The 16,747-nt window shown below is 73.4% G+C and carries 19 protein-coding genes; 5 read left to right on the top strand and 14 right to left on the bottom strand.

Annotated features, from left to right (window positions below):
* Positions 1-102: 102 nt before the first annotated feature.
* Entirely contained in the window at positions 103-882 is a 780-nt protein-coding gene (locus ACZ4VT_RS09710; RefSeq protein WP_467948093.1) for a DUF3558 domain-containing protein, read from the bottom strand.
* A 114-nt stretch (positions 883-996) separates the two neighbouring features.
* On the bottom strand, positions 997-1,857 hold the full coding sequence (locus ACZ4VT_RS09705; protein ID WP_467948092.1) for a DUF3558 domain-containing protein: 861 nt from the start codon (positions 1,855-1,857) through the stop codon (positions 997-999).
* A gap of 191 nt (positions 1,858-2,048) precedes the next feature.
* Between ACZ4VT_RS09705 and ACZ4VT_RS09700 the strand changes: the two genes are divergently transcribed.
* Complete coding sequence (locus ACZ4VT_RS09700; RefSeq protein WP_467948091.1) at positions 2,049-3,242, top strand: RtcB family protein; 1,194 nt, start codon at positions 2,049-2,051, stop codon at positions 3,240-3,242.
* A gap of 163 nt (positions 3,243-3,405) precedes the next feature.
* Here ACZ4VT_RS09700 and ACZ4VT_RS09695 read toward each other — a convergent pair whose 3' ends face one another.
* The gene (locus tag ACZ4VT_RS09695) at positions 3,406-3,990 is read right to left on the bottom strand and encodes a Uma2 family endonuclease (RefSeq protein ID WP_467948089.1); all 585 of its coding nucleotides are present in this window, start codon (positions 3,988-3,990) and stop codon (positions 3,406-3,408) included.
* Positions 3,991-4,147: 157 nt separating this feature from the next.
* Here ACZ4VT_RS09695 and ACZ4VT_RS09690 point away from each other — a divergent pair, with 157 nt between their 5' ends.
* The gene (locus tag ACZ4VT_RS09690) at positions 4,148-4,819 is read left to right on the top strand and encodes a polysaccharide deacetylase family protein (RefSeq protein ID WP_467948087.1); all 672 of its coding nucleotides are present in this window, start codon (positions 4,148-4,150) and stop codon (positions 4,817-4,819) included.
* Here ACZ4VT_RS09690 and ACZ4VT_RS09685 read toward each other — a convergent pair.
* Both ACZ4VT_RS09685 and ACZ4VT_RS09680 read right to left on the bottom strand, forming a co-directional pair.
* Positions 4,816-5,583, bottom strand: a complete 768-nt coding sequence (locus ACZ4VT_RS09685) for an SDR family NAD(P)-dependent oxidoreductase (RefSeq protein ID WP_467948085.1) — start codon at positions 5,581-5,583, stop codon at positions 4,816-4,818. The genes ACZ4VT_RS09690 and ACZ4VT_RS09685 overlap by 4 nt on opposite strands.
* 104 nt (positions 5,584-5,687) lie before the next feature.
* A complete protein-coding gene (locus tag ACZ4VT_RS09680; RefSeq protein WP_467948083.1) occupies positions 5,688-6,023 on the bottom strand; it encodes a YnfA family protein in 336 nt (111 codons plus the stop codon).
* A 148-nt stretch (positions 6,024-6,171) separates the two neighbouring features.
* Here ACZ4VT_RS09680 and ACZ4VT_RS09675 point away from each other — a divergent pair, with 148 nt between their 5' ends.
* Positions 6,172-6,630, top strand: coding sequence for a hypothetical protein (locus ACZ4VT_RS09675; RefSeq protein WP_467948081.1), 459 nt, complete (start codon positions 6,172-6,174; stop codon positions 6,628-6,630).
* 30 nt (positions 6,631-6,660) lie between these two features.
* Here ACZ4VT_RS09675 and ACZ4VT_RS09670 read toward each other — a convergent pair whose 3' ends face one another.
* A complete protein-coding gene (locus tag ACZ4VT_RS09670) occupies positions 6,661-7,389 on the bottom strand; it encodes a Mut7-C RNAse domain-containing protein (RefSeq protein ID WP_467948079.1) in 729 nt (242 codons plus the stop codon).
* Positions 7,390-7,444: 55 nt separating this feature from the next.
* Between ACZ4VT_RS09670 and ACZ4VT_RS09665 the strand changes: the two genes are divergently transcribed.
* On the top strand, positions 7,445-7,843 hold the full coding sequence (locus ACZ4VT_RS09665) for a hypothetical protein (RefSeq protein ID WP_467948078.1): 399 nt from the start codon (positions 7,445-7,447) through the stop codon (positions 7,841-7,843).
* On the top strand, positions 7,830-7,949 hold the full coding sequence (locus ACZ4VT_RS09660) for a zinc-binding dehydrogenase (RefSeq protein WP_467948077.1): 120 nt from the start codon (positions 7,830-7,832) through the stop codon (positions 7,947-7,949). Before ACZ4VT_RS09665 ends, ACZ4VT_RS09660 begins: the two co-directional genes overlap by 14 nt.
* A 43-nt stretch (positions 7,950-7,992) precedes the next feature.
* On the opposite strand, the gene ACZ4VT_RS09655 is transcribed toward ACZ4VT_RS09660, so the two are convergent.
* The 8 genes from ACZ4VT_RS09655 to ACZ4VT_RS09620 all read right to left on the bottom strand — a co-directional run bounded on the left by ACZ4VT_RS09655 (position 7,993) and on the right by ACZ4VT_RS09620 (position 16,702).
* Complete coding sequence (locus tag ACZ4VT_RS09655; RefSeq protein ID WP_467948075.1) at positions 7,993-8,523, bottom strand: GNAT family N-acetyltransferase; 531 nt, start codon at positions 8,521-8,523, stop codon at positions 7,993-7,995.
* A gap of 60 nt (positions 8,524-8,583) precedes the next feature.
* Positions 8,584-9,165: an NADase-type glycan-binding domain-containing protein gene (locus ACZ4VT_RS09650; protein WP_467948074.1), complete on the bottom strand. Its 582-nt coding sequence runs from the start codon at positions 9,163-9,165 to the stop codon at positions 8,584-8,586.
* A gap of 1,652 nt (positions 9,166-10,817) precedes the next feature.
* Entirely contained in the window at positions 10,818-11,390 is a 573-nt protein-coding gene (locus tag ACZ4VT_RS09645; protein ID WP_467948072.1) for a phage tail protein, read from the bottom strand.
* Entirely contained in the window at positions 11,387-13,357 is a 1,971-nt protein-coding gene (locus ACZ4VT_RS09640; protein ID WP_467948070.1) for a putative baseplate assembly protein, read from the bottom strand. The genes ACZ4VT_RS09645 and ACZ4VT_RS09640 overlap by 4 nt, the downstream gene beginning before the upstream one ends.
* A complete protein-coding gene (locus ACZ4VT_RS09635) occupies positions 13,357-13,779 on the bottom strand; it encodes a GPW/gp25 family protein (RefSeq protein ID WP_190184825.1) in 423 nt (140 codons plus the stop codon). The genes ACZ4VT_RS09640 and ACZ4VT_RS09635 overlap by 1 nt, the downstream gene beginning before the upstream one ends.
* The gene (locus ACZ4VT_RS09630) at positions 13,779-14,096 is read right to left on the bottom strand and encodes a PAAR domain-containing protein (RefSeq protein WP_467948068.1); all 318 of its coding nucleotides are present in this window, start codon (positions 14,094-14,096) and stop codon (positions 13,779-13,781) included. Before ACZ4VT_RS09630 ends, ACZ4VT_RS09635 begins: the two co-directional genes overlap by 1 nt.
* 66 nt (positions 14,097-14,162) lie before the next feature.
* Positions 14,163-15,980, bottom strand: coding sequence for a VgrG-related protein (locus tag ACZ4VT_RS09625; protein ID WP_467948066.1), 1,818 nt, complete (start codon positions 15,978-15,980; stop codon positions 14,163-14,165).
* Positions 15,977-16,702 carry a CIS tube protein gene (locus ACZ4VT_RS09620; protein ID WP_351301473.1) on the bottom strand — a complete coding sequence of 242 codons (726 nt, stop codon included), beginning with the start codon at positions 16,700-16,702 and terminating at the stop codon, positions 15,977-15,979. The genes ACZ4VT_RS09625 and ACZ4VT_RS09620 overlap by 4 nt, the downstream gene beginning before the upstream one ends.
* Between the last annotated feature and the right edge of the window lie 45 nt (positions 16,703-16,747).

Here is a 16,747-nt window from a genome sequence, read left to right as displayed (position 1 = left end):
GGGTGACTGGATGTCAGCGCCCCAGGAGGCCCCGCCCCACCCCGTCCCGCCCGCCATCGCCACCGCCACCGCCACTGCCGGTGCCACTGCCGGTGCCGGGGGCTACTGCTGGGGCTGCGGCGACTGCGGCTGCTCCGACTGCGGCTGCTCGGCCTGCTGCTTGTTGGCGGCGTCGACCGAGGCCACTGCCTCCTTGGCCGCCGCGACGGCGTCCTGGAGCAGCTTCGCCTGGTCCGGAGCGCCGGCACCCTCGTACGCGGCGCCGTTGTAGTCGAGCGTGACCACCACGTTCTGGTGGCGCGCCACGATCGTCGTGTTGAAGAAGTCGACGTCCTTCTTGACGCTGTAGACGACCGACGTCCCCTGCTCGCCGATCCCCTCCGTGGCCTCGGCCTTCAGGTTCTGCGCACCCTCGGACGCCTTCGCCTTCTCGACCTGCTTGCCGTACTCCTCCTCCGCGCGCTTGTTGGCGCTGCCGAGGGAGGTGTGCGAGTCGGCACGGAAGAAGGAGAGCGACAGCCAGCGGTACTGCGAGCCCTTCAGGCCGTCCGACTGCAGGCCGTTCCAGGCACAGCCGGCACGGCTGGTCAGGTCGTTCGACTTGGTCCCCGTACCGTTCTTGTCCTTCGCCTCCGGGACGACCGTGTCTATCGTCGCCGACGCGAGCGCCTTGCAGGGGTCCGGGAGCGTGGCGAAGGCCGCCTTCTCCAGCGGCGCGGACGACTTCGCGTTGGGCTTCGCCGACGAGGAGGAACTGGACTTCTTGCCGTCGTTCGAGCCCGAGTCCTTGCCCGAGTCGGACGAGCAGCCGGCGACGGTGAGGATCACCGGGACGGCTGCGCAGGCGAGAACGCGGGTGAGGCGCGAGGCTGATCGGTGCATGGTTCCTTCAGTGCGTGTGAGGGTCTGCTTCGGACGCGGGACCCGGGCAACGGTAGCCCGATCGGGTGCCCGCCTGCTGTGCGCGGCGTCACGCCCGGCTGCGGCGGGCGCCGCTCACTCGTTGAAACGCTCCACCAGGGCCTGCGCCAACTGCCGTGCCCTGTCCTGGGTTTCCGCACTCGGCGGGACCGTACCGGGCAGGGCGGGCTGCACGCTGTACTCGACCTTGACGATGACATTCGAGGTACGGAACACAATCCGCACGGTGCGCGCCTGCGCGGCCGTGGCCCCCGCGGGGCTCAGCTTGTCCTCGATGAAGGCGTCACTGCCGAGGCCGTCCAGGACGCGGGAGCCGAGCTCGACGGGGGCGGACGGGCTCGCCGAGGGGGTCGGCGCGCCGGCCGGCGGCGTGGCGGAGGCCGAGGGGGCGGCCGGGTTGGGGGCGGCGGGAGTGGCGGGAGTGCCGGGACCCGGGCTCGCGCTCGTGGCCGGACCGGGGAAGGGCAGGTGCGCGTCGGTGAGCAGCCGTACGTAGACCTGCTTCGCCTTGTCGTCGTCGCTGGCGGTGGCCCGGTCGTACGAGACCACGCGCTCGAATCCGACCGACAGCAGCCGCGTCTCCTCGGGCGACTGCGCGGTCCAGCGGCAGCCGACGTGCCGGTCGCCGTCGTACGAGGCGTCCGCGACGCCCGCGTACAGCTGGTCGCGCTGCTCGGGAGTGAGGCTGTCCCCGGCCGGCAGCATGGCCTTGAGCTTCTTGCTGTCGACGCCGGCCTTGCAGGGCGCGGGCAGACTGCGGTACTTCCCCGGCTGGGCGGGCACGGCGGGGTTGCCGCCGGCCTTCGAGTCACTGGTGCCGCCGCCGCTGCTCCCGCCGGTGCACCCGGTCAGACCGAGCGCGCCGGCCGCGAGCGCGGTGAGCACCGCGATGCCTGGCAGGATCCGCGACCCTCGCCGTACCGCCTTGCGCTGCACGTCCACTGGCTCCCTTCGACCGCCGGAACCCCGGCGGTCAGGAAAATGCGTTGCCGCTCCTTGGTCACGGCTGGACACAATGTCTATCGCACACGCTGGTGCTGGCGCCGGTCCCCTGTCGTATTTGGGATCAAGAGCGAGGCTTTTTGCGCATTCTGACTTTTCTGTGGTTTTCGGGGGATTGATTCCGTATGTCGTATGTAGAGGTACCCGGGGCGAACGTCCCGATCCGGATGTGGACGGACCCGGCGTCCGTCGAAGACGGCGCGATGCAGCAGCTGCGCAACGTCGCCACCCTCCCGTGGATCAAGGGCCTGGCCGTCATGCCGGACGTCCACTACGGCAAGGGCGCCACGGTCGGCTCGGTGATCGCCATGAAGGACGCGGTCTGCCCGGCGGCGGTGGGCGTGGACATCGGCTGCGGCATGTCGGCGGTGAAGACGTCCCTGACGGCGAACGACCTGCCGGGTGACCTGTCCAGGCTCCGCTCGAAGATCGAGCAGGCGATCCCGGTGGGCACGGGCCTCCACAAGGAGGCGGTGGACCCGTCGCGGCTGTACGGCTTCTCGGTGGAGGGGTACGAGGACCTGTGGGAGCGCTTCGACTACCTCACCGATGCGGTCAAATTCCGTCAGGAACGTGCCACGAAGCAGATCGGAACGCTCGGAAGCGGCAACCATTTCATCGAATTCTGTCTAGATGAGACAGGTTCGGTCTGGCTGATGCTGCACTCCGGGTCCCGGAACATCGGCAACGAGCTCGCCGCGTACCACATCGGCGTGGCCCGCAGCCTGGACCACAACCAGAACCTGGTCGACCGGGACTTGGCGGTGTTCCTGTCCGCGACCCCGGAGATGGAGGCGTACCGCAACGACCTCTTCTGGGCGCAGGAGTACGCCAAATACAACCGCGCGGCGATGATGAGCCTCTTCAAGGAGGTCGTGCGCAAGGAGTTCCGGAAGGCGAAGGTGTCCTTCGACCGTGAGATCAGCTGCCACCACAACTACGTGGCGGAGGAGCGGTACGACGGCATGGACCTGCTGGTCACGCGCAAGGGCGCGATCCGCGCCGGCAGCGGCGACTACGGGATCATCCCGGGCTCCATGGGCACGGGCTCGTACATCGTGAAGGGCCTCGGCAACGAGAAGTCGTTCAACTCGGCCTCGCACGGCGCGGGTCGGAAAATGAGCCGGACGGCGGCGAAGAAGAAGTTCTCGGCGCGCGACCTGGTGGAGCAGACCAAGGGCGTGGAGTGCCGCAAGGACTCGGGCGTCGTGGACGAGATCCCGGGCGCGTACAAGTCGATCGAGCAGGTCATCGACCAGCAGACCGACCTCGTCCAGGTCGTGGCGAAGCTCAAGCAGGTCATCTGCATCAAGGGCTGAGGCCCGGGCGCGGCTGTCGGGGGAGTGGAGGGGGGGGGGGGGGGGGGGGGGGGGGGGGGGGGGGGGGGGGGGGGGGGGGGGGGGGGGGGGGGGGGGGGGGGGGGGGGGGGGGGGCGCCCCCCCCCCCCCCCCCCCCCCCCCCCCCCCCCCCCTCCGCGTGAGATCAGTCCTCGTCGCCGTCGAGGAGGAGATTCACGGGGAGATCGAGGGACACCCCGACGTACTCGGGGACCGTGATGGACTCGCCCCGCTTGTGGGACGTGCGGAGCCGGTAGGTGCCGTTGCGCGGGTCGCGGCAGACCACGACCTCGTCGTGGCGGCGGTCGGCGATGATGTAGAAGGGGATATCGGCCTTGGCGTAGGCGTCGACCTTCGATCCGAGGTCATCCGACCAGTTCGAGGAGGTCACCTCGACGATGAGACGGAAGACGTCGGGCGGGTAGCAGTTGTTGCGTCCCTTGAAAGCGAGGAAGTCCTTGCTGACGAGTGCGAAGTCCGGGATGGCGTAGTCGTCCGGGCCGGTGGGCAGCCAGATGCCGACGCCCTGGACGTAGCGCAGGCCGGCCTTCTTGGCCCCGGCCTCGTAGAACTTCTCGATCAGCCAGCTCAGAGCGAGCGCGTGCGCCCCGTCGGCGGGTGGTGTCACGGTGAGCCTCCCGTGGAGAATCTCCACTCGGTGCCTGGGAAGCTCCTTGGAGAGTCGATCGGCGGCCTCCGCGATCGTGGTCTCGTGCTGTATCACGGCCATAGCTTCCTCCTTTTCGTGGCTCACGCTTTCGGAGGGTAGCCGCGCACGCTGACATTTCGCGTGGATTCACCCATACGGACCCGGGGCGGGCGAGGGGTCAACTTCCTTTTGTGGTACGAGGGTTGACCGTGGAATTGGTCTAGACCAAGATGGCGGCATGGGGAGATCTCGTGTTTTCGTCGCCGTGGTCGCGGCGTTGTCGCTCGCTCTGGGGGCCGCTGGGTCCGCGCAGGCGGGGGTGGGGCTGCCGGGTGTCGTGGGGCAGGTGCCGACGTCCGAGAAGGTCGTGTTCATCACGATCGACGACGGGTGGAGCCACGATCCGGACGCGGCCCGGATCCTGCTGGAGAAGCGGGTGCCGGTGACGTTGTTCCTGCTGCCGGGGGCGGCCTCGTACGACACCGGGTACTTCACCCGGCTCACGGAGGAGGGGCGGGCGAGCGTGGAGAACCACACCGTCAGCCATCCGGATCTCACCACGCTCGACGCGGTCGGCAAGGATGCCGAGGTGTGCGGGGCCGGGGAGCGGATCGAGGCCGTCTTCGGGCGGGTGCCGAGGCTGCTGCGGCCGCCGTACGGGGCCGTGAACGACGAGGTGCGGCTCGCGGCGAAGGCGTGCGGGGTGAAGGCGCTGGTCACGTGGACGCACGACTTCACCACCTGGGGCGAGACCCCGCCCACGCCGCGGCTGAAGGCCGGCGACATCGTGCTGCTGCACTTCACGCCGACGCTGGCGGCGGATCTGGAGCGGGCGCTGGGTGCGGCGAAGGCCGCGGGGCTGAAGCCCGCGGCCCTGATGCCGCACCTGAAGGCAGCCGGGCTGGCCTAGAGGTCGCGGTGGACCTTGGTGTTCGAGGCCTGGGCGCGGGGGCGGACCACGAGGAGGTCGATGTTGACGTGGCTGGGGCGGGTCACCGCCCAGGTGATGGTGTCGGCCACGTCGTCGGCGGACAGGGGTTCCGCGACGCCGGCGTAGACCTTTTCCGCCTTCTCCGCGTCGCCGCGGAAGCGGGTCTTCGCGAACTCCTCCGTCTTGACCATGCCGGGGGCGATCTCGATGACGCGTACGGGCTGGCCGACGATCTCCAGGCGGAGGGTCTCGGCGAGGACGCGGGCGCCGTTCTTGGCCGCGACGTAGCCGGCGCCGCCCTCGTAGGTGGAGTGGCCGGCGGTGGAGGAGAGGACCACGACCGTGCCGTCGCCGGAGGCGGTGAGGGCGGGGAGCAGGGCCTGGGTGACGTTGAGGGTGCCGATGACGTTGACCTCGTACATCGTGCGCCAGTCGGCGGGGTCGCCGGTGGCGACGGGCTCGGCTCCGATGGCGCCGCCCGCGTTGTTGACGAGTACGTCGCAGCGGTCGAGGGAGGCCGCGAGGGCGTCGACGGCGGTGCGGTCGGTGACGTCGAGGGCGTGGGCGGCCGCGGAGTGGCCGGCGTCGGTGAGCTCGGCGGCGAGGGCCTCGATGCGGTCCTTGCGGCGGGCGGTGAGGACGACGTGGTAGCCGGCGGCGGCGAGCTGCCGGGCGGTGGCCGCGCCGATGCCACTGCTCGCGCCGGTGACGACGGCGGTTCGGGTGGCCGGTGCGGTGCTCATCTGCGGGCTCCTCGGTCGTGCGTAGGTCGTTCGTAGGTCGTTCGTACGGGCGATTACCCGCCAGCATAGGCGGGGCGGGCCCGGTGGCCCGGTGGCCCGGTGGATCAGCGTCCGCGCGGGGCGTACATGATCACGGCCATGCCGCCGAGGCAGACGAGGGCGCCGATGACGTCCCAGCGGTCGGGGCGGTAGCCGTCGGCGACGACGCCCCAGAGAAGGGATCCGGCGACGAAGACCCCGCCGTAGGCGGCGAGGACGCGGGCGAAGTCGCCCTGGGGCTGAAGGGTGGCGACGAAGCCGTAGAGGCCGAGGGCGATCACTCCGGCGCCGATCCAGGCCCAGCCCTTGTGCTCGCGGACGCCCTGCCAGACGAGCCAGGCGCCGCCGATCTCCAGGAGGGCGGCGAGGGCGAACAGCGCGGCGGAGCGTGCGATCAGCATGGCTGGAAGCCTATGAGGGCGTGCGGGGCAGATGGGGGTACGGCCCGCCCTCATTCGTGTGATGGTCCGATCGGTCGTGGTCGCCGGTGGCTAGCCTCCGCGCGAGGAGGTGGTGGCGGTGCGCCGTGGTGCCGTACGGAGTGTGGTGGTGGCGGGATTGCTGGCGCTGGGTGCGGGTGCGGGTGCGCCGCCCGGGTGGGCCTCGGTGGCGGCCGGGCCCGAGGACGAGGCCGACGTGGCGTACCACGGCCGGGTGCACTTGTCGGGGGCGCAGCTGCGGATCTGGCTGGTCCCGGAGAACGACGGGCCGTCGGCGCTGGCGAACGCGACGGTGCGGGTGCGGCTGTCGGCCGAGCTCGCGGACCGCCAGCAGTTGGCGGAGGGCTGCGCGCGGGCGGGTGTGCGCGAGGTGGTGTGCGAGACGGGCCCGCTGCCGCTGCACGGGCGTGGCCGGCACATCGGGCTGGCGCTGGCGCTGCGGGAGCGGGCGCCGGAGGTGGTGGTGCGGGTCGACACGTGGTGGAACGGCGGTGCGACGGACCGGAACCACGTGAACAACGAGCACGTGGTGCTGGCGCTGGACACGGGTGACGCCTACGCCTTCTAGGCCCTGCCGCCCGGGCGGGGCCTGGCCGGGTCAGGCGGTGCCGAATTCGACGAGGGCGTCCTCGACGATCCGTTCCAGGCGGGCGTGGTGGGCGCCGCGCCAGTAGACGCGTTCGCATGCGGAGCACTGCGCGAACACGTCGTAGGAGCGGTGCGTGCCGTGTTCGAGGCGGTCGCCGACGCTCTCCTTGTCGGCCTCGTGGAGCGGGCCGTTGCAGGCGGTGCAGCGGGTCCACGGTGCGAGGGCGGGTGCGAACCGGCTGAGGATGTCCCGCAGTTGTTCGTCGGGGTTGTCGCTGTAGACGTACGCGCCGGCGAACAGCTCGCGGCGGCGGAGCAGTCCGCGGTCGCGGGAGAGCAGGACGCGCTGCTCGGCGGCGGAGCGGGTGGCGAGGGCGGGGTCGCCGATGTCCTCGTTCTCGTAGGCGGCGTCGACGCCGAGCAGGCGCAGGCGGCGGGCGAGGGTGCCGAGGTGGACGTCGAGGAGGAAGCGCAGCGGGGCGCCGGGGATGCGTTGGGGGCGTTCGACCCCGAACACCTGGACGTCCTCGCCGTCTTGGGGGACGTAGGAGGCGGGCACCTCGTGGCCGTCGACGAGGAGGCGGCCGACTTCGGTGAGCGGGACGCCGGCCGATTCGACGACGTGGCCGAGGCTGGAGGCGCCGTCGGTCGTGGTCGGTACGCGGTCGGCGCGCCGGCTGGGCGGGGCGAAGAGGCGCAGTTCGGGGGCGAGGGTGAGCTGAATGCCGGGTCCGTTCACCCTGCCAGCATGCCATTGCCGGGGCGGTGGTCGCGGCTGAATTTACGAGGTCCCGGTGGCCTGGTCGTACGTGTCGCGATGGGCGCTGACCTCGGCGAAGTGGTTTTCGGCCCAGAGCTTCACGGAGGAGAGGAGGCAGCTGAGGCTGGAGCCGAGGTCGGGCGCGGACGTAACCGGCCACCGCCGCGGTGACCGGGTGGTGGGGCTGCATCACGGGACGGTGAAGCCGCTCGGCACGCACGCGGAGTACGCGGTGTTCGACGCCTCCGCCGTGGTGGCCGCGCCGGCGACCGTGGACGCCGGGGCGGCGGCGGGGCTGCCGCTGGCCGGGCTCACCGCGGCCCGCGCGGTGGACCTGCTGGGGCTCGCCCCCGGTGCCCCCCCCAGTACGGCCGTGTCCAGGACCCCGTCCACCGCACCTGGCCCGCCTGGTGGCCCTGGTGGACGCGGGTGAGCTCACGCTGCGGGTCGCGGACACCGTTCCGCTGGCCGAGGCGCCGAAGGCGCACGAACGCCTCGCCACCGCGGGGGTCCGCGGCCGCATCATCCTGACGGTGTGATCCCGGCCGACGGCACGAGCCCGGCCTACGGCGTGATCCCGGCCTACGGTGTGGATCCGGGCCGCCGCCCCATCCGGTAGCGCCAGTCGAGGCTCGGGTGGGGCACTCCGGGCGGGTACTCGAAGTCGACCTCTCCCAGGTTCTCGAACCCCGCCCGCCGGCAGACCGCGTTCGACGCCGGGTGGTCCCTGCCCGGGAAGGCGTGGACGCTGTCGCGGGTGCCGTGGACGCGGACGTAGGCCAGCAGTTCCTTGAGCGCCGTCACCGCCAGCCCCCGGCCCTGGAACTCGGGCAGCACGCCCCAGCCGGCCTCGTAGACCGGCTCGCCCCGCCACTCGCGCTCCCAGAAGCCGACGGAGCCGACGCTCTCGCCGGCCGGCTCCAGTACGACCCGGAACATCCGCCCGGCGGCCGGCTCCCGCGCGCTCAGGGCCTCGTACCGCCGCTGCCGGTCGGCGAGCTTCTCCGGGGTCTCCGGCCCGCCGAGATGCCCGGTCATCGCGGGTTCGTTCTTGCGCTCCAGGAGCCAGAAGTCCCCGTCACCCCACGGCTCCAGCCGCACCCGTGTCTCCATGCGGACCCACGGTATGCGGCCGGGGCGTACGGCGGTCCGGGAATCGGCCCGGTGGGCCCGTCAGCTTCGCTGGAAGAACTCCACCTCCGCCAGGGCGAGATGGCGGTCCGGGGCCGACCCGGCGGGTGCGTCGAGGGTCAGGCGGATCGTCGTGGCGTCGCTGATGCCGGTGGGGAAGGTCTGCGGACCGGGCTTGTCGCTCAGGGCGAACCTCTTGTGGACCTTCCGGCCGTCCCGCGCCGTCACCTCCATGTCGATCTGGAGCGCGCGCGACTGCTTCGCGTACTCCTCGGGCGACGAGGAGGCGCCGTTGGTGATGATCACGGCGACCAGGCGGAAGGGTTTGGCGAAGGTGTACGTCACCGAGGCGCCGGGGGCGGGCGCGCCCCAGTAGCGGTTGTTGAGCCCGTCCGTGCTGTTGCCCACCGGATGCCCGGGAACCTCGGCGCTCGCCCCGACGCGGGTGGCCGTCACCGCCTTGGCCTTGCCGAGCTTGTCCCGGGTGTCCTCGATCAGATGCCGTCCGGCCGGCAGCAGCAGGAAACCGCCCGCGCACAGGGCCAGTACGACGGTCAGGACCACCAGGAAGCGCACCATCCGGCCCGAGCCGGCGCGGGTGCGGCGGCGCAGCGGCCAGATCATCCGCCACCAGGGGAGGGCTGGCGGTGCGGTGCTGGGCGTGAGCGGAGCCGCGCAACGGCGGCAGAAGCGGCGGTCCGGCGGGTTGGGCGTGCCGCAGGCGGGGCACGGGACGCCGGCTACGTCTTCGCTCACCGCGGCGGGCCGCACGACGGGGCGCGGGGCGACCGCCCTCGCGGGCTGCACGGGCTGGGGCGACGCCGGTGCCGCTCCCGCTGGGGTGGCGGGTTGGGCGGGTGCGGGTGCCCGCGGGGCGACGGGCTCGGGCGCGGCGGGGCGCCTGGCGGCGGGCGAAGCGGCGGCCGGCGCTTGCGGCTCGGGCCGCGCTCCGCCGCCGCCCCGGCCCTCCGGTAGGCCGGGCTCCGACGGGGCCGACTCGACGGGGGCGGTCGCGGCCGGTCCGGACTCCGCGCCGGCGGGCGCGGCCGGGGTGAACCGGCCCCGCAGCCAGGGCAGCAGCCGACCCGCCCCGGCGGGCGCGGGCTCCTCCCCGGGGGGCGCGGCCGGGTTGGACCGTCCCCGCTGCCAGGGCAGCCGCCGGGCCGTCCCGGCGGGTGCGGAGGGACCGGGTTCCGTCCCGGAAGGGGCGGGAGCTGCGGCCCCACGGCGCGTCCCGGCGGGGGCCTGTGGATCCGCGTCGGCCGGGGTGGGCGGGGCGGCCGGGGCCGACCCCGCCCCGGAGGGCGCGGGCGGGCCGGACTGTGCTCGGGCGGGTGTGGGCGGGGCCGGCTCGGCGCCGGTGGGCATGGGTGGGCCGGACGCCGTGCCGGTGGGCGCGGATGGGGTCGGCTCCGCGCCGGCGGGCGGGCGCGACTCGGTGCTGGTGGGCGCGGGTGGGCCGGACTGCGCTCGGGCGGGTGTGGGCGCGCCGGGGCCGGTGTCGGTGGGAGCAGTCGGGTGGGGCTCCGCCCGGGTGGGCACGGGCGGGGCGGAGTCGTTGCGCTGCCCGGCGGGCGCCTGCCGGTCTGCGCCGGCCGTTGTGGGTGGGGCGGGGTCCGCCCCGGCGGGTACGGATGTGGCCGGCTCCGCCGTGGCGGGCGTGGGCATGGCCGATTCGGCCGGCCGACGAGACCCTGATCCGGGTACGGCCGGGTGGGGCTCCGAGGCAGGAGGTGTCGGCGAGTTGGACCCTCGGCGGGGCCACGGCAGGCGTCGATCCGTGCCGGCGGGAGCAGAGGGCGCGGGCCGGGCGGACCCGTTGCGCTGCCCGGCGGGCGCCTGCCGGTCTCCGTCGGGCGTGGCGGCCTGCGCGCCGGACGGCGCGGACGGGACGGACTCGGCCCCGGCGGGAGCAGTCGGGTGGGGCTCCGCCCCGGCGGGCGTGGGCGGGGCCGAGTCCGCGCCGGCGGGAGCAGACGGGGCGGGCTCCGCGCCGGAGGGGGCGGAGGGTGCGGGCCGGGTGGATCCGGCGTGCGGGCCGGTGGGGGGCCGCGAGGCCGCCTCGGCCGTCGACGGCGGGGCCGGTGGGGCGGGCTCCGCCTCGGAGGGGGCCGCCCGGGCCGGGAGGGGGGGTTCTTGGGGGGCTTCCACCGAATCGGCGGCGGAGCCTCGGGTGGGGGTGGGGTCCGACCAGCCGAGGTAGGCGCCGCAGTTGCCGCAGAAGTCGTCCGTCGCGCCGTTGGACGCGCCGCACACGGGACACGCACGCATCGTCGTCACCTTCCTTCACCCGCGGGCGGCCCGGACAGGACCTCGACGCGGCAGACCGTATGGACGGGGCACAGGGTGCGGACGAGTGCGCGGACCCGGTCCGCGTCCACCGCGTACGCCTCGCCCTCGCGCCGCGGCCACACCCGGATCAGGACCTCGTCGGCCGGCGGAGGCGGCAGGTCCGCGCCCGCCGTACGGGACCAGGTGGCCCCGCCGTCCCCGCTGACCTCGGCGGACACGCCCAGGACCAGCCGCAGGGCCTCGGTCAGGCCGCGCCGGGTGCCGCGCCAGCGGTGCAGTTCCACCGCACGCGCCACCGCCTCGCGCCGCAGCGCGGTCGGCCACCGGGGGTCGTCGATGCCGCCCACCCAGGAGGCCAGCCAGGGCAGGAAGTCGGCCGGGGCCAGCCGGGGGTCGAAGTAGGAGGGCAGGTTGTCGAGGGTGGTGAACACCGGGGCCAGGACCGTGTCCAGGCCCGCCGTGAACCGCTGGGCGAAGTCGTCGTCGGCGTACAGCGCGGGCAGCTGCTCGCCGATCGGGTGCGGGCTGGGCAGGCCCGGGACGGCGGCCCGGCTCATCCGCGCACCCCCGGCTCCGGCTCCGTTACGACGACCTGGTGCTGGTAGGAGAAGACGAGCGCGCCCGCGCCGATGTCGATCCGGTCGACGGGGGCGCCGCGCCGCCCGGTGATCGGGTCGGCGGCGAACAGGCGGATGTCTTCCACCAGGACGTCCCCGATGGCGCGTTGCACCACGCCGAACACCTCGCCGTACTGCACGGGCCGCCCGAACGGCCAGCCCGCGCCGTCGGGTCCGCCGTGCAGCGGGTTGAGGTGGCGGAACAGCGCGTCGAGCGCCGCCTCGCGCACCCGGTCGGCGTCCGCGGCGGGCGCCGACAGCCGGGCGACGACGGTGACGCCCTGGTAGACGGGCGGTTCGACGACGAGGCGCGTGCCGATCAGGCGCCGTTCGTCGAGGGTGGCGGTGATCGCGGTGAGCACCTGGTCGGAGGGGATCAGCTGCTCGAAGCGGAGCCGGTCGTCGCCCTCGTCGGCCACCGCGTCCGGGACCACCAGGACGCGTACCGCGCCCGCGCCCGCGGAGCCGTCCGTGGCGGGCAGGCAGCGGACCCGGCGTACCGAGGGTGCCGCCTGGCGGGCGATGATCTCGTAGTCCTCGGCGGTCACCGCGCGTTCCTGCATGCGCAGGGTCTCCGGCGCCCGCAGCTTGGCGTTGTCGATGGTCTCCCCGGCGACGCCGCCGCGCGCCGCCTCCCGGTTGGTGACGCGGGCGACGTAGGGGACGGAGCTGCGCAGTACGGAGATCGCGCCGCGGGAGACGTTGCCCGCGGGGCCGCCCCCGGTGCGGTAGTGGGCCACGCGGACCTGGGAGCCCTTGGGCGGTACGGCGCCGCAGGCGCGCAGGGTGCCGTCGGCCTCGCGCAGCACCGGCGGGAAGCCGAACTCGCCGGTGGTGGCGTTCACGCGGACGTGCCGGTCGTCGGGGGTGGAGCGCCCGAAGTGGTCCACCACCTCCCAGCGCTGCCATCCTTCGGGCGAGGACACCTCCACCACCGGGGGCTCCCCGTCGAGCAGTACGGGCGGGCGGCCGAGCCGGAAGGTCTGCCCCGCCACGCCCTCCGACGCGCCGAGCGGTACGTCGGTCACGCGCTCGGCGTGTTCCACGGTCATCGTGCCGCCGACGGTGAAGACGGCGGCCTCGCGCACGGTCGGGGACTCCGAGTAGAACGGCTGGCCGGGATCGGGCTCGGTGACCCGGCAGCGCAGCCAGCCCGCGCGGGTGCCGCTGATCAGCGACGCGGTGTGCCCGGCCGGTACGTACACGATGACCTCACCGGGCCGGTTGAGGCCGCCGGTGCTGTCGGAGTCGGTCTCGCAGCGCTGCCAGCGGCCGCCGTCCCAGGCTTCCCACACCAGCGGGGGCTGGCGCGGGTCGACGCCGACGCCCTCGACGCGGCTGTCGAGGCGCACGGCGACCACGCAGCGCGGTACGGCCGTCGGCAGGCCGAACAGCAGGGCGTCGCCGGGTTCGGGCGTCGCCTGGAAGCACGGTATGTCGCGGCCCTCGGCGAGGGCGCCGGTGCGGTCGGTCTGCTCGCCGGTGCGGGGTGCGGTGACCAGGCGCGTCAGCTCGCTGGGCACGATGCGCAGATCGTCGGTGGTCGCGAAGACCACGGCTTCCTCGGTCTCACCGGCGGCGGTCGTCACCTCGGTGCCCGCGGGCAGGGTCAGCGTCTCGGGCTGCGGGGCGGACAGCCAGAAGTCGACGTCGGCGACGGCGGCCGACGGCGGGTACAGCTGGATGTCCAACAGGTCGAGGAACGCCAGGTAGTTCTTGTCCGGGACCCGGTTCAGCCGGTACAGCAGCTGGTCCACGAGGTAGGCGAACGTCTCGATCAGGGTGACGCCCGGGTCGGAGACGTTGTGGTCGGTCCATTCCGGGGCGCGCTGCTGCACGTAGCGCTTCGCCTCGTCGACGAGTTGCTGGAACCGGCGGTCGTCCAGGTTGGGGGAGGGCAGGGCCATCAGTCCGCGACCATTTCCTCGGCCCCCTCCTCGGAGGGGATCGTGTAGAAGGGGAAGACCAGGTTGCGCCGGTCGTTGGTGGTGCGCACCGTGTAGTGCACATCGATGTAGAGGGTGCCCGCCTCGACGGCGTCGAAGGCCACGACGACCTCGTCCACCGCGATCCGGGGCTCCCAGCGCTCCAGGGCCTCGCGCACCTGCTGGGCGACCCGCCCGGCGGTGTCGCCGTCGCCGGGGGCGAAGACGTACTCGTGGATGCCGCAGCCGAACTCGGGGCGCATGGGCCGTTCGCCGGGGGCGGTGCCGAGGACCAGCCGGATGGCTTCTTCGAGCTCCCGTTCCCGCTCGACCATGGCGATCCCGCCGGTGGGCCCGACTCGCAGGGGGAACGCCCAGCCGCGCCCGATGAACCGTTCGCTCATCACACACCGCCGATCAGGACGTTCATGGCGCCGGTGAGGATCATCGCGCCGCACGAGGTCTGGTCGCGTGCCCGGGCGGCGGGCAGCCCGCCGATGAGCACCGTGCCCGTGGTGAGCGCGGCCGGGTTCGGCATGATGACGTTGCCCGGGCCCAGCGCGGCGTGCGGCGGGACCACGCAGACGTGCAGGCTGCCGACGACGGCGGCGGGTTGGCCGCCGATCAGCACCGTCGCCACCGACGCGGCGGCGCCGGGTGGAGGCGTGGCGATCCGGCCACCGTGGTTGGTGGGGTCGCCGGTACGGGCTGCGGCTGGCATCGGTTCCTCCTCGGGGAAGGCGGTCGTGGTCCACATGGCTGTGGCCCGAATGGCGGTGGGCGGAGGTCAGTTGATCCGGATGAGCCGGGCCTTGAGGGTGGCGAGCAGACCGCCGTTGACGGTGACGTCCGCGGTTCCGTTCACCTTCACCGAGCGGCCGCCGATGCTGACCCCGGCGGTGCCGTCGATGTCCACCTGGCGGCCGGACACCTTCACCGTGCCCCGCCGGGCGTCCAGCGTGATGCCGTTCTTGTCCAGCAGGACCGAGGTCAGCGGGCGCCCCCGCCCCGCGTACACGGTGAGCTCGATCCGGTCCCGGCGGTCGTCCATGCGTACTTCGAGCCGCTCGTCACCGGTCACCAGCCGCAGCCCGGAGGGGCCCGGCGCCGCCGCGTCGAGCAGCTCCACGCGGTGACCCGAACGCGACACCACCGAACGGCGGTTGACCTTCCCGCTGGTCTTGTCGATCAGCGGTACGTCGTGCGGGGAGGGCTGGTCCACACCGTTGTAGAGCCCCCCGAGGACGTACGGGCTGTCGAGCAGTCCCTGCTCGAACCCGACGAGCACCTCGTCGTTGACCTCGGGGCTCACCACGCCGCCGCCGCCCTTGCCGCCCCACTGGACGGTGCGCACCCAGTCGCTGACGTACGTGTCGTCGAGCCAGGGGAACTTCAGGCGCACCGCCCCGCGCTGGGAGCCGTTCGGTTCGCGCACGTCCGTGACCACGCCGATCGCCAGCCCCGGGATGCGCGGGCCGCGGCCCGGCGCGTTGGCGCCGGTCACCAGGCCGGCCAGGGAACGGTCGGGGCTGGAGCTGACCCACACGGTGGTGCGGTAGCCGCCGTGCGGCTCCAGGACGTGCTGCACGGCCGTCGCCGTGTACCGGCCGGAGAACGCCTGCCCCACGTTGCCGAGCGCGATGGCCTTGCCCGCCCGCAGCAGCGGGTTCCCCTCGGCGACGGCCTCCAGCTCGCCGAAGCCGGAGCTGACCTCGTCCGCCGCCGCCTTCGCGACCGCCGTGGTCTCGGCCTGCGTACGGTACGGAGTGTCGGTGACGGCCACGGCCGACTTGCCGAAGCGCGCGGCGAGCCGGGGACTGAGGCCCGGCACCACCGTGTCGCTGACCACGGACGGCTGCTCGGCGATCAGCGGCCGCTTGGTGGTCACGTCCCAGCCGCGCACCTGCACCTTGGAGGCGCCGTCGGCGGCCGACAGTGCGGCCCGCAGGGCGAGCAGGTTCCGGCCGTACTCCAGGACCATCGGATTGCGCACGGCCGACGTCGACGGGGCGGGCGCCCCGGAGGCCTTCAGGGGCCGGGTGAACTGGAGCAGCCCCTTGTCGTCGACGCGCACCTGCGCGCCGCTCTCGCCCGCGAGGAACTGCAGGAAGTCCCAGTCGGAGACGTTCGCCTGGGACAGCTGCTTGTACGTCACCGGCGCCGCCTCCACCTTCCCGACGGCGAGGCCCGCTCCGGCGGCCACCTTGCGGACGATGGCGGCGGCGGTCATGTTCCGGTACGCCACGACCTTGCGGCCGCGCTGGAGGCGGTGCGCCTTGGAGTAGGCGCGCACGACGGTGAACGAACCGGTGCGGTCCCGGTCGATCTCCAGGGCCGTGACCTCGCCGTTGAACAGCCGCTCCCGCGCCTGCCCCTTCACGGTCATCACCGACACCCGCAGCGGCGAGCCGATGGTGATGCCGGTGGCGCGCAGGAACTCGTGGTCGGGGTCGCGGTAGGTGAGCACCGCGGTGTCCGGCAGGCCCACGTTCTCGTCGACGACACAGCTCACCAGCTGCGCCGCCCAGATCTGCGGCAGTTCGCCGGGGGCCTCCACGATCGGGTCGGCCGCGAACGACCGGCCCCCGGATTCGGATCCGCTCACCGCTGCTCCTCCTCGCCGTGCTGGTCCTGCAGGGCCGGCACCACGAGTTCGGTGCCGGGGACGAGCGCCATCGGGTCGTCGATCCGGTTGGCTTCCGCGATGGCCCGCCAGGCCGTCGCGTCGCCGTACTCGCGCCAGGCGAGCATCGCCAGGCTGTCGCCCGCCACCACGATGTGCGTGCTGCGGGCGGTGCGTGCGCCGGAGGTCGGGTTCTGCCCCGGCGGGTCGACGCTCGCCTCCTCGATGGACAGCGAGCAGGTCGCCCGTAGCGGCTTTCCGTCCACGTCGAAGAGCGTGTACGACACCGACAGGTTCGACAGGACCCCGTCGAACGACGTCGTCCGGGCGCTGCCCCACTCGAAGCGCACCCACGGGCTCGCCGGCTTCTTGCGGCCGAGGCTGGCCGGGGTCGGCACGCACGCCTTCATCAGCTTCTCCACCGCCTGCTCCACGGAGTTGTCGTGGGTGGCGGTGGCGTCCAGGAACACCTCCAGGCTCAGCGTGCGCGGACCACTGCCCACGAACTCGGGCAGCGCCGACTGCCCCGCCATCCGGGACGGGGAGCGCCGCCACTCGGTGGTCTTGCCCAGCTGCAGGGTCGAGGGGTTGAACTGGAGGTCGAGCTTCGCGATCGTCCCGCCCGGCTTGGCCCCGACCGAGGTCGGGGGCTCCTTGAGGGTGAGCTGGGCCCTGGCGCGGCTGGCGCGTGCCGATGAGGCCATGGCGTGGGCTCCCTTCCGGAGCGGGGACGAGGGACAGGACGGATA

This window comes from Streptomyces sp. NPDC029164 (assembly GCF_055563995.1).
The sequence above is the reverse complement of the archived record's forward strand: the minus strand, read 5'-3'. Positions and strand labels throughout refer to the sequence as shown.

Coding starts and splice junctions, on each gene's coding strand:
- ACZ4VT_RS09695 (WP_467948089.1), bottom strand. CDS start 3,990: ATGGCCGTGATACAGCACGAGACCACGATCGCGGAGGCCGCCGATCGA.
- ACZ4VT_RS09645 (WP_467948072.1), bottom strand. CDS start 11,390: ATGAGCCGGGCCGCCGTCCCGGGCCTGCCCAGCCCGCACCCGATCGGC.
- ACZ4VT_RS09680 (WP_467948083.1), bottom strand. CDS start 6,023: ATGCTGATCGCACGCTCCGCCGCGCTGTTCGCCCTCGCCGCCCTCCTG.
- ACZ4VT_RS09710 (WP_467948093.1), bottom strand. CDS start 882: ATGCACCGATCAGCCTCGCGCCTCACCCGCGTTCTCGCCTGCGCAGCC.
- ACZ4VT_RS09630 (WP_467948068.1), bottom strand. CDS start 14,096: ATGCCAGCCGCAGCCCGTACCGGCGACCCCACCAACCACGGTGGCCGG.
- ACZ4VT_RS09650 (WP_467948074.1), bottom strand. CDS start 9,165: ATGATCTGGCCGCTGCGCCGCCGCACCCGCGCCGGCTCGGGCCGGATG.
- ACZ4VT_RS09690 (WP_467948087.1), top strand. CDS start 4,148: ATGGGGAGATCTCGTGTTTTCGTCGCCGTGGTCGCGGCGTTGTCGCTC.
- ACZ4VT_RS09685 (WP_467948085.1), bottom strand. CDS start 5,583: ATGAGCACCGCACCGGCCACCCGAACCGCCGTCGTCACCGGCGCGAGC.
- ACZ4VT_RS09635 (WP_190184825.1), bottom strand. CDS start 13,779: ATGAGCGAACGGTTCATCGGGCGCGGCTGGGCGTTCCCCCTGCGAGTC.
- ACZ4VT_RS09620 (WP_351301473.1), bottom strand. CDS start 16,702: ATGGCCTCATCGGCACGCGCCAGCCGCGCCAGGGCCCAGCTCACCCTC.
- ACZ4VT_RS09700 (WP_467948091.1), top strand. CDS start 2,049: ATGTCGTATGTAGAGGTACCCGGGGCGAACGTCCCGATCCGGATGTGG.
- ACZ4VT_RS09640 (WP_467948070.1), bottom strand. CDS start 13,357: ATGGCCCTGCCCTCCCCCAACCTGGACGACCGCCGGTTCCAGCAACTC.
- ACZ4VT_RS09655 (WP_467948075.1), bottom strand. CDS start 8,523: ATGGAGACACGGGTGCGGCTGGAGCCGTGGGGTGACGGGGACTTCTGG.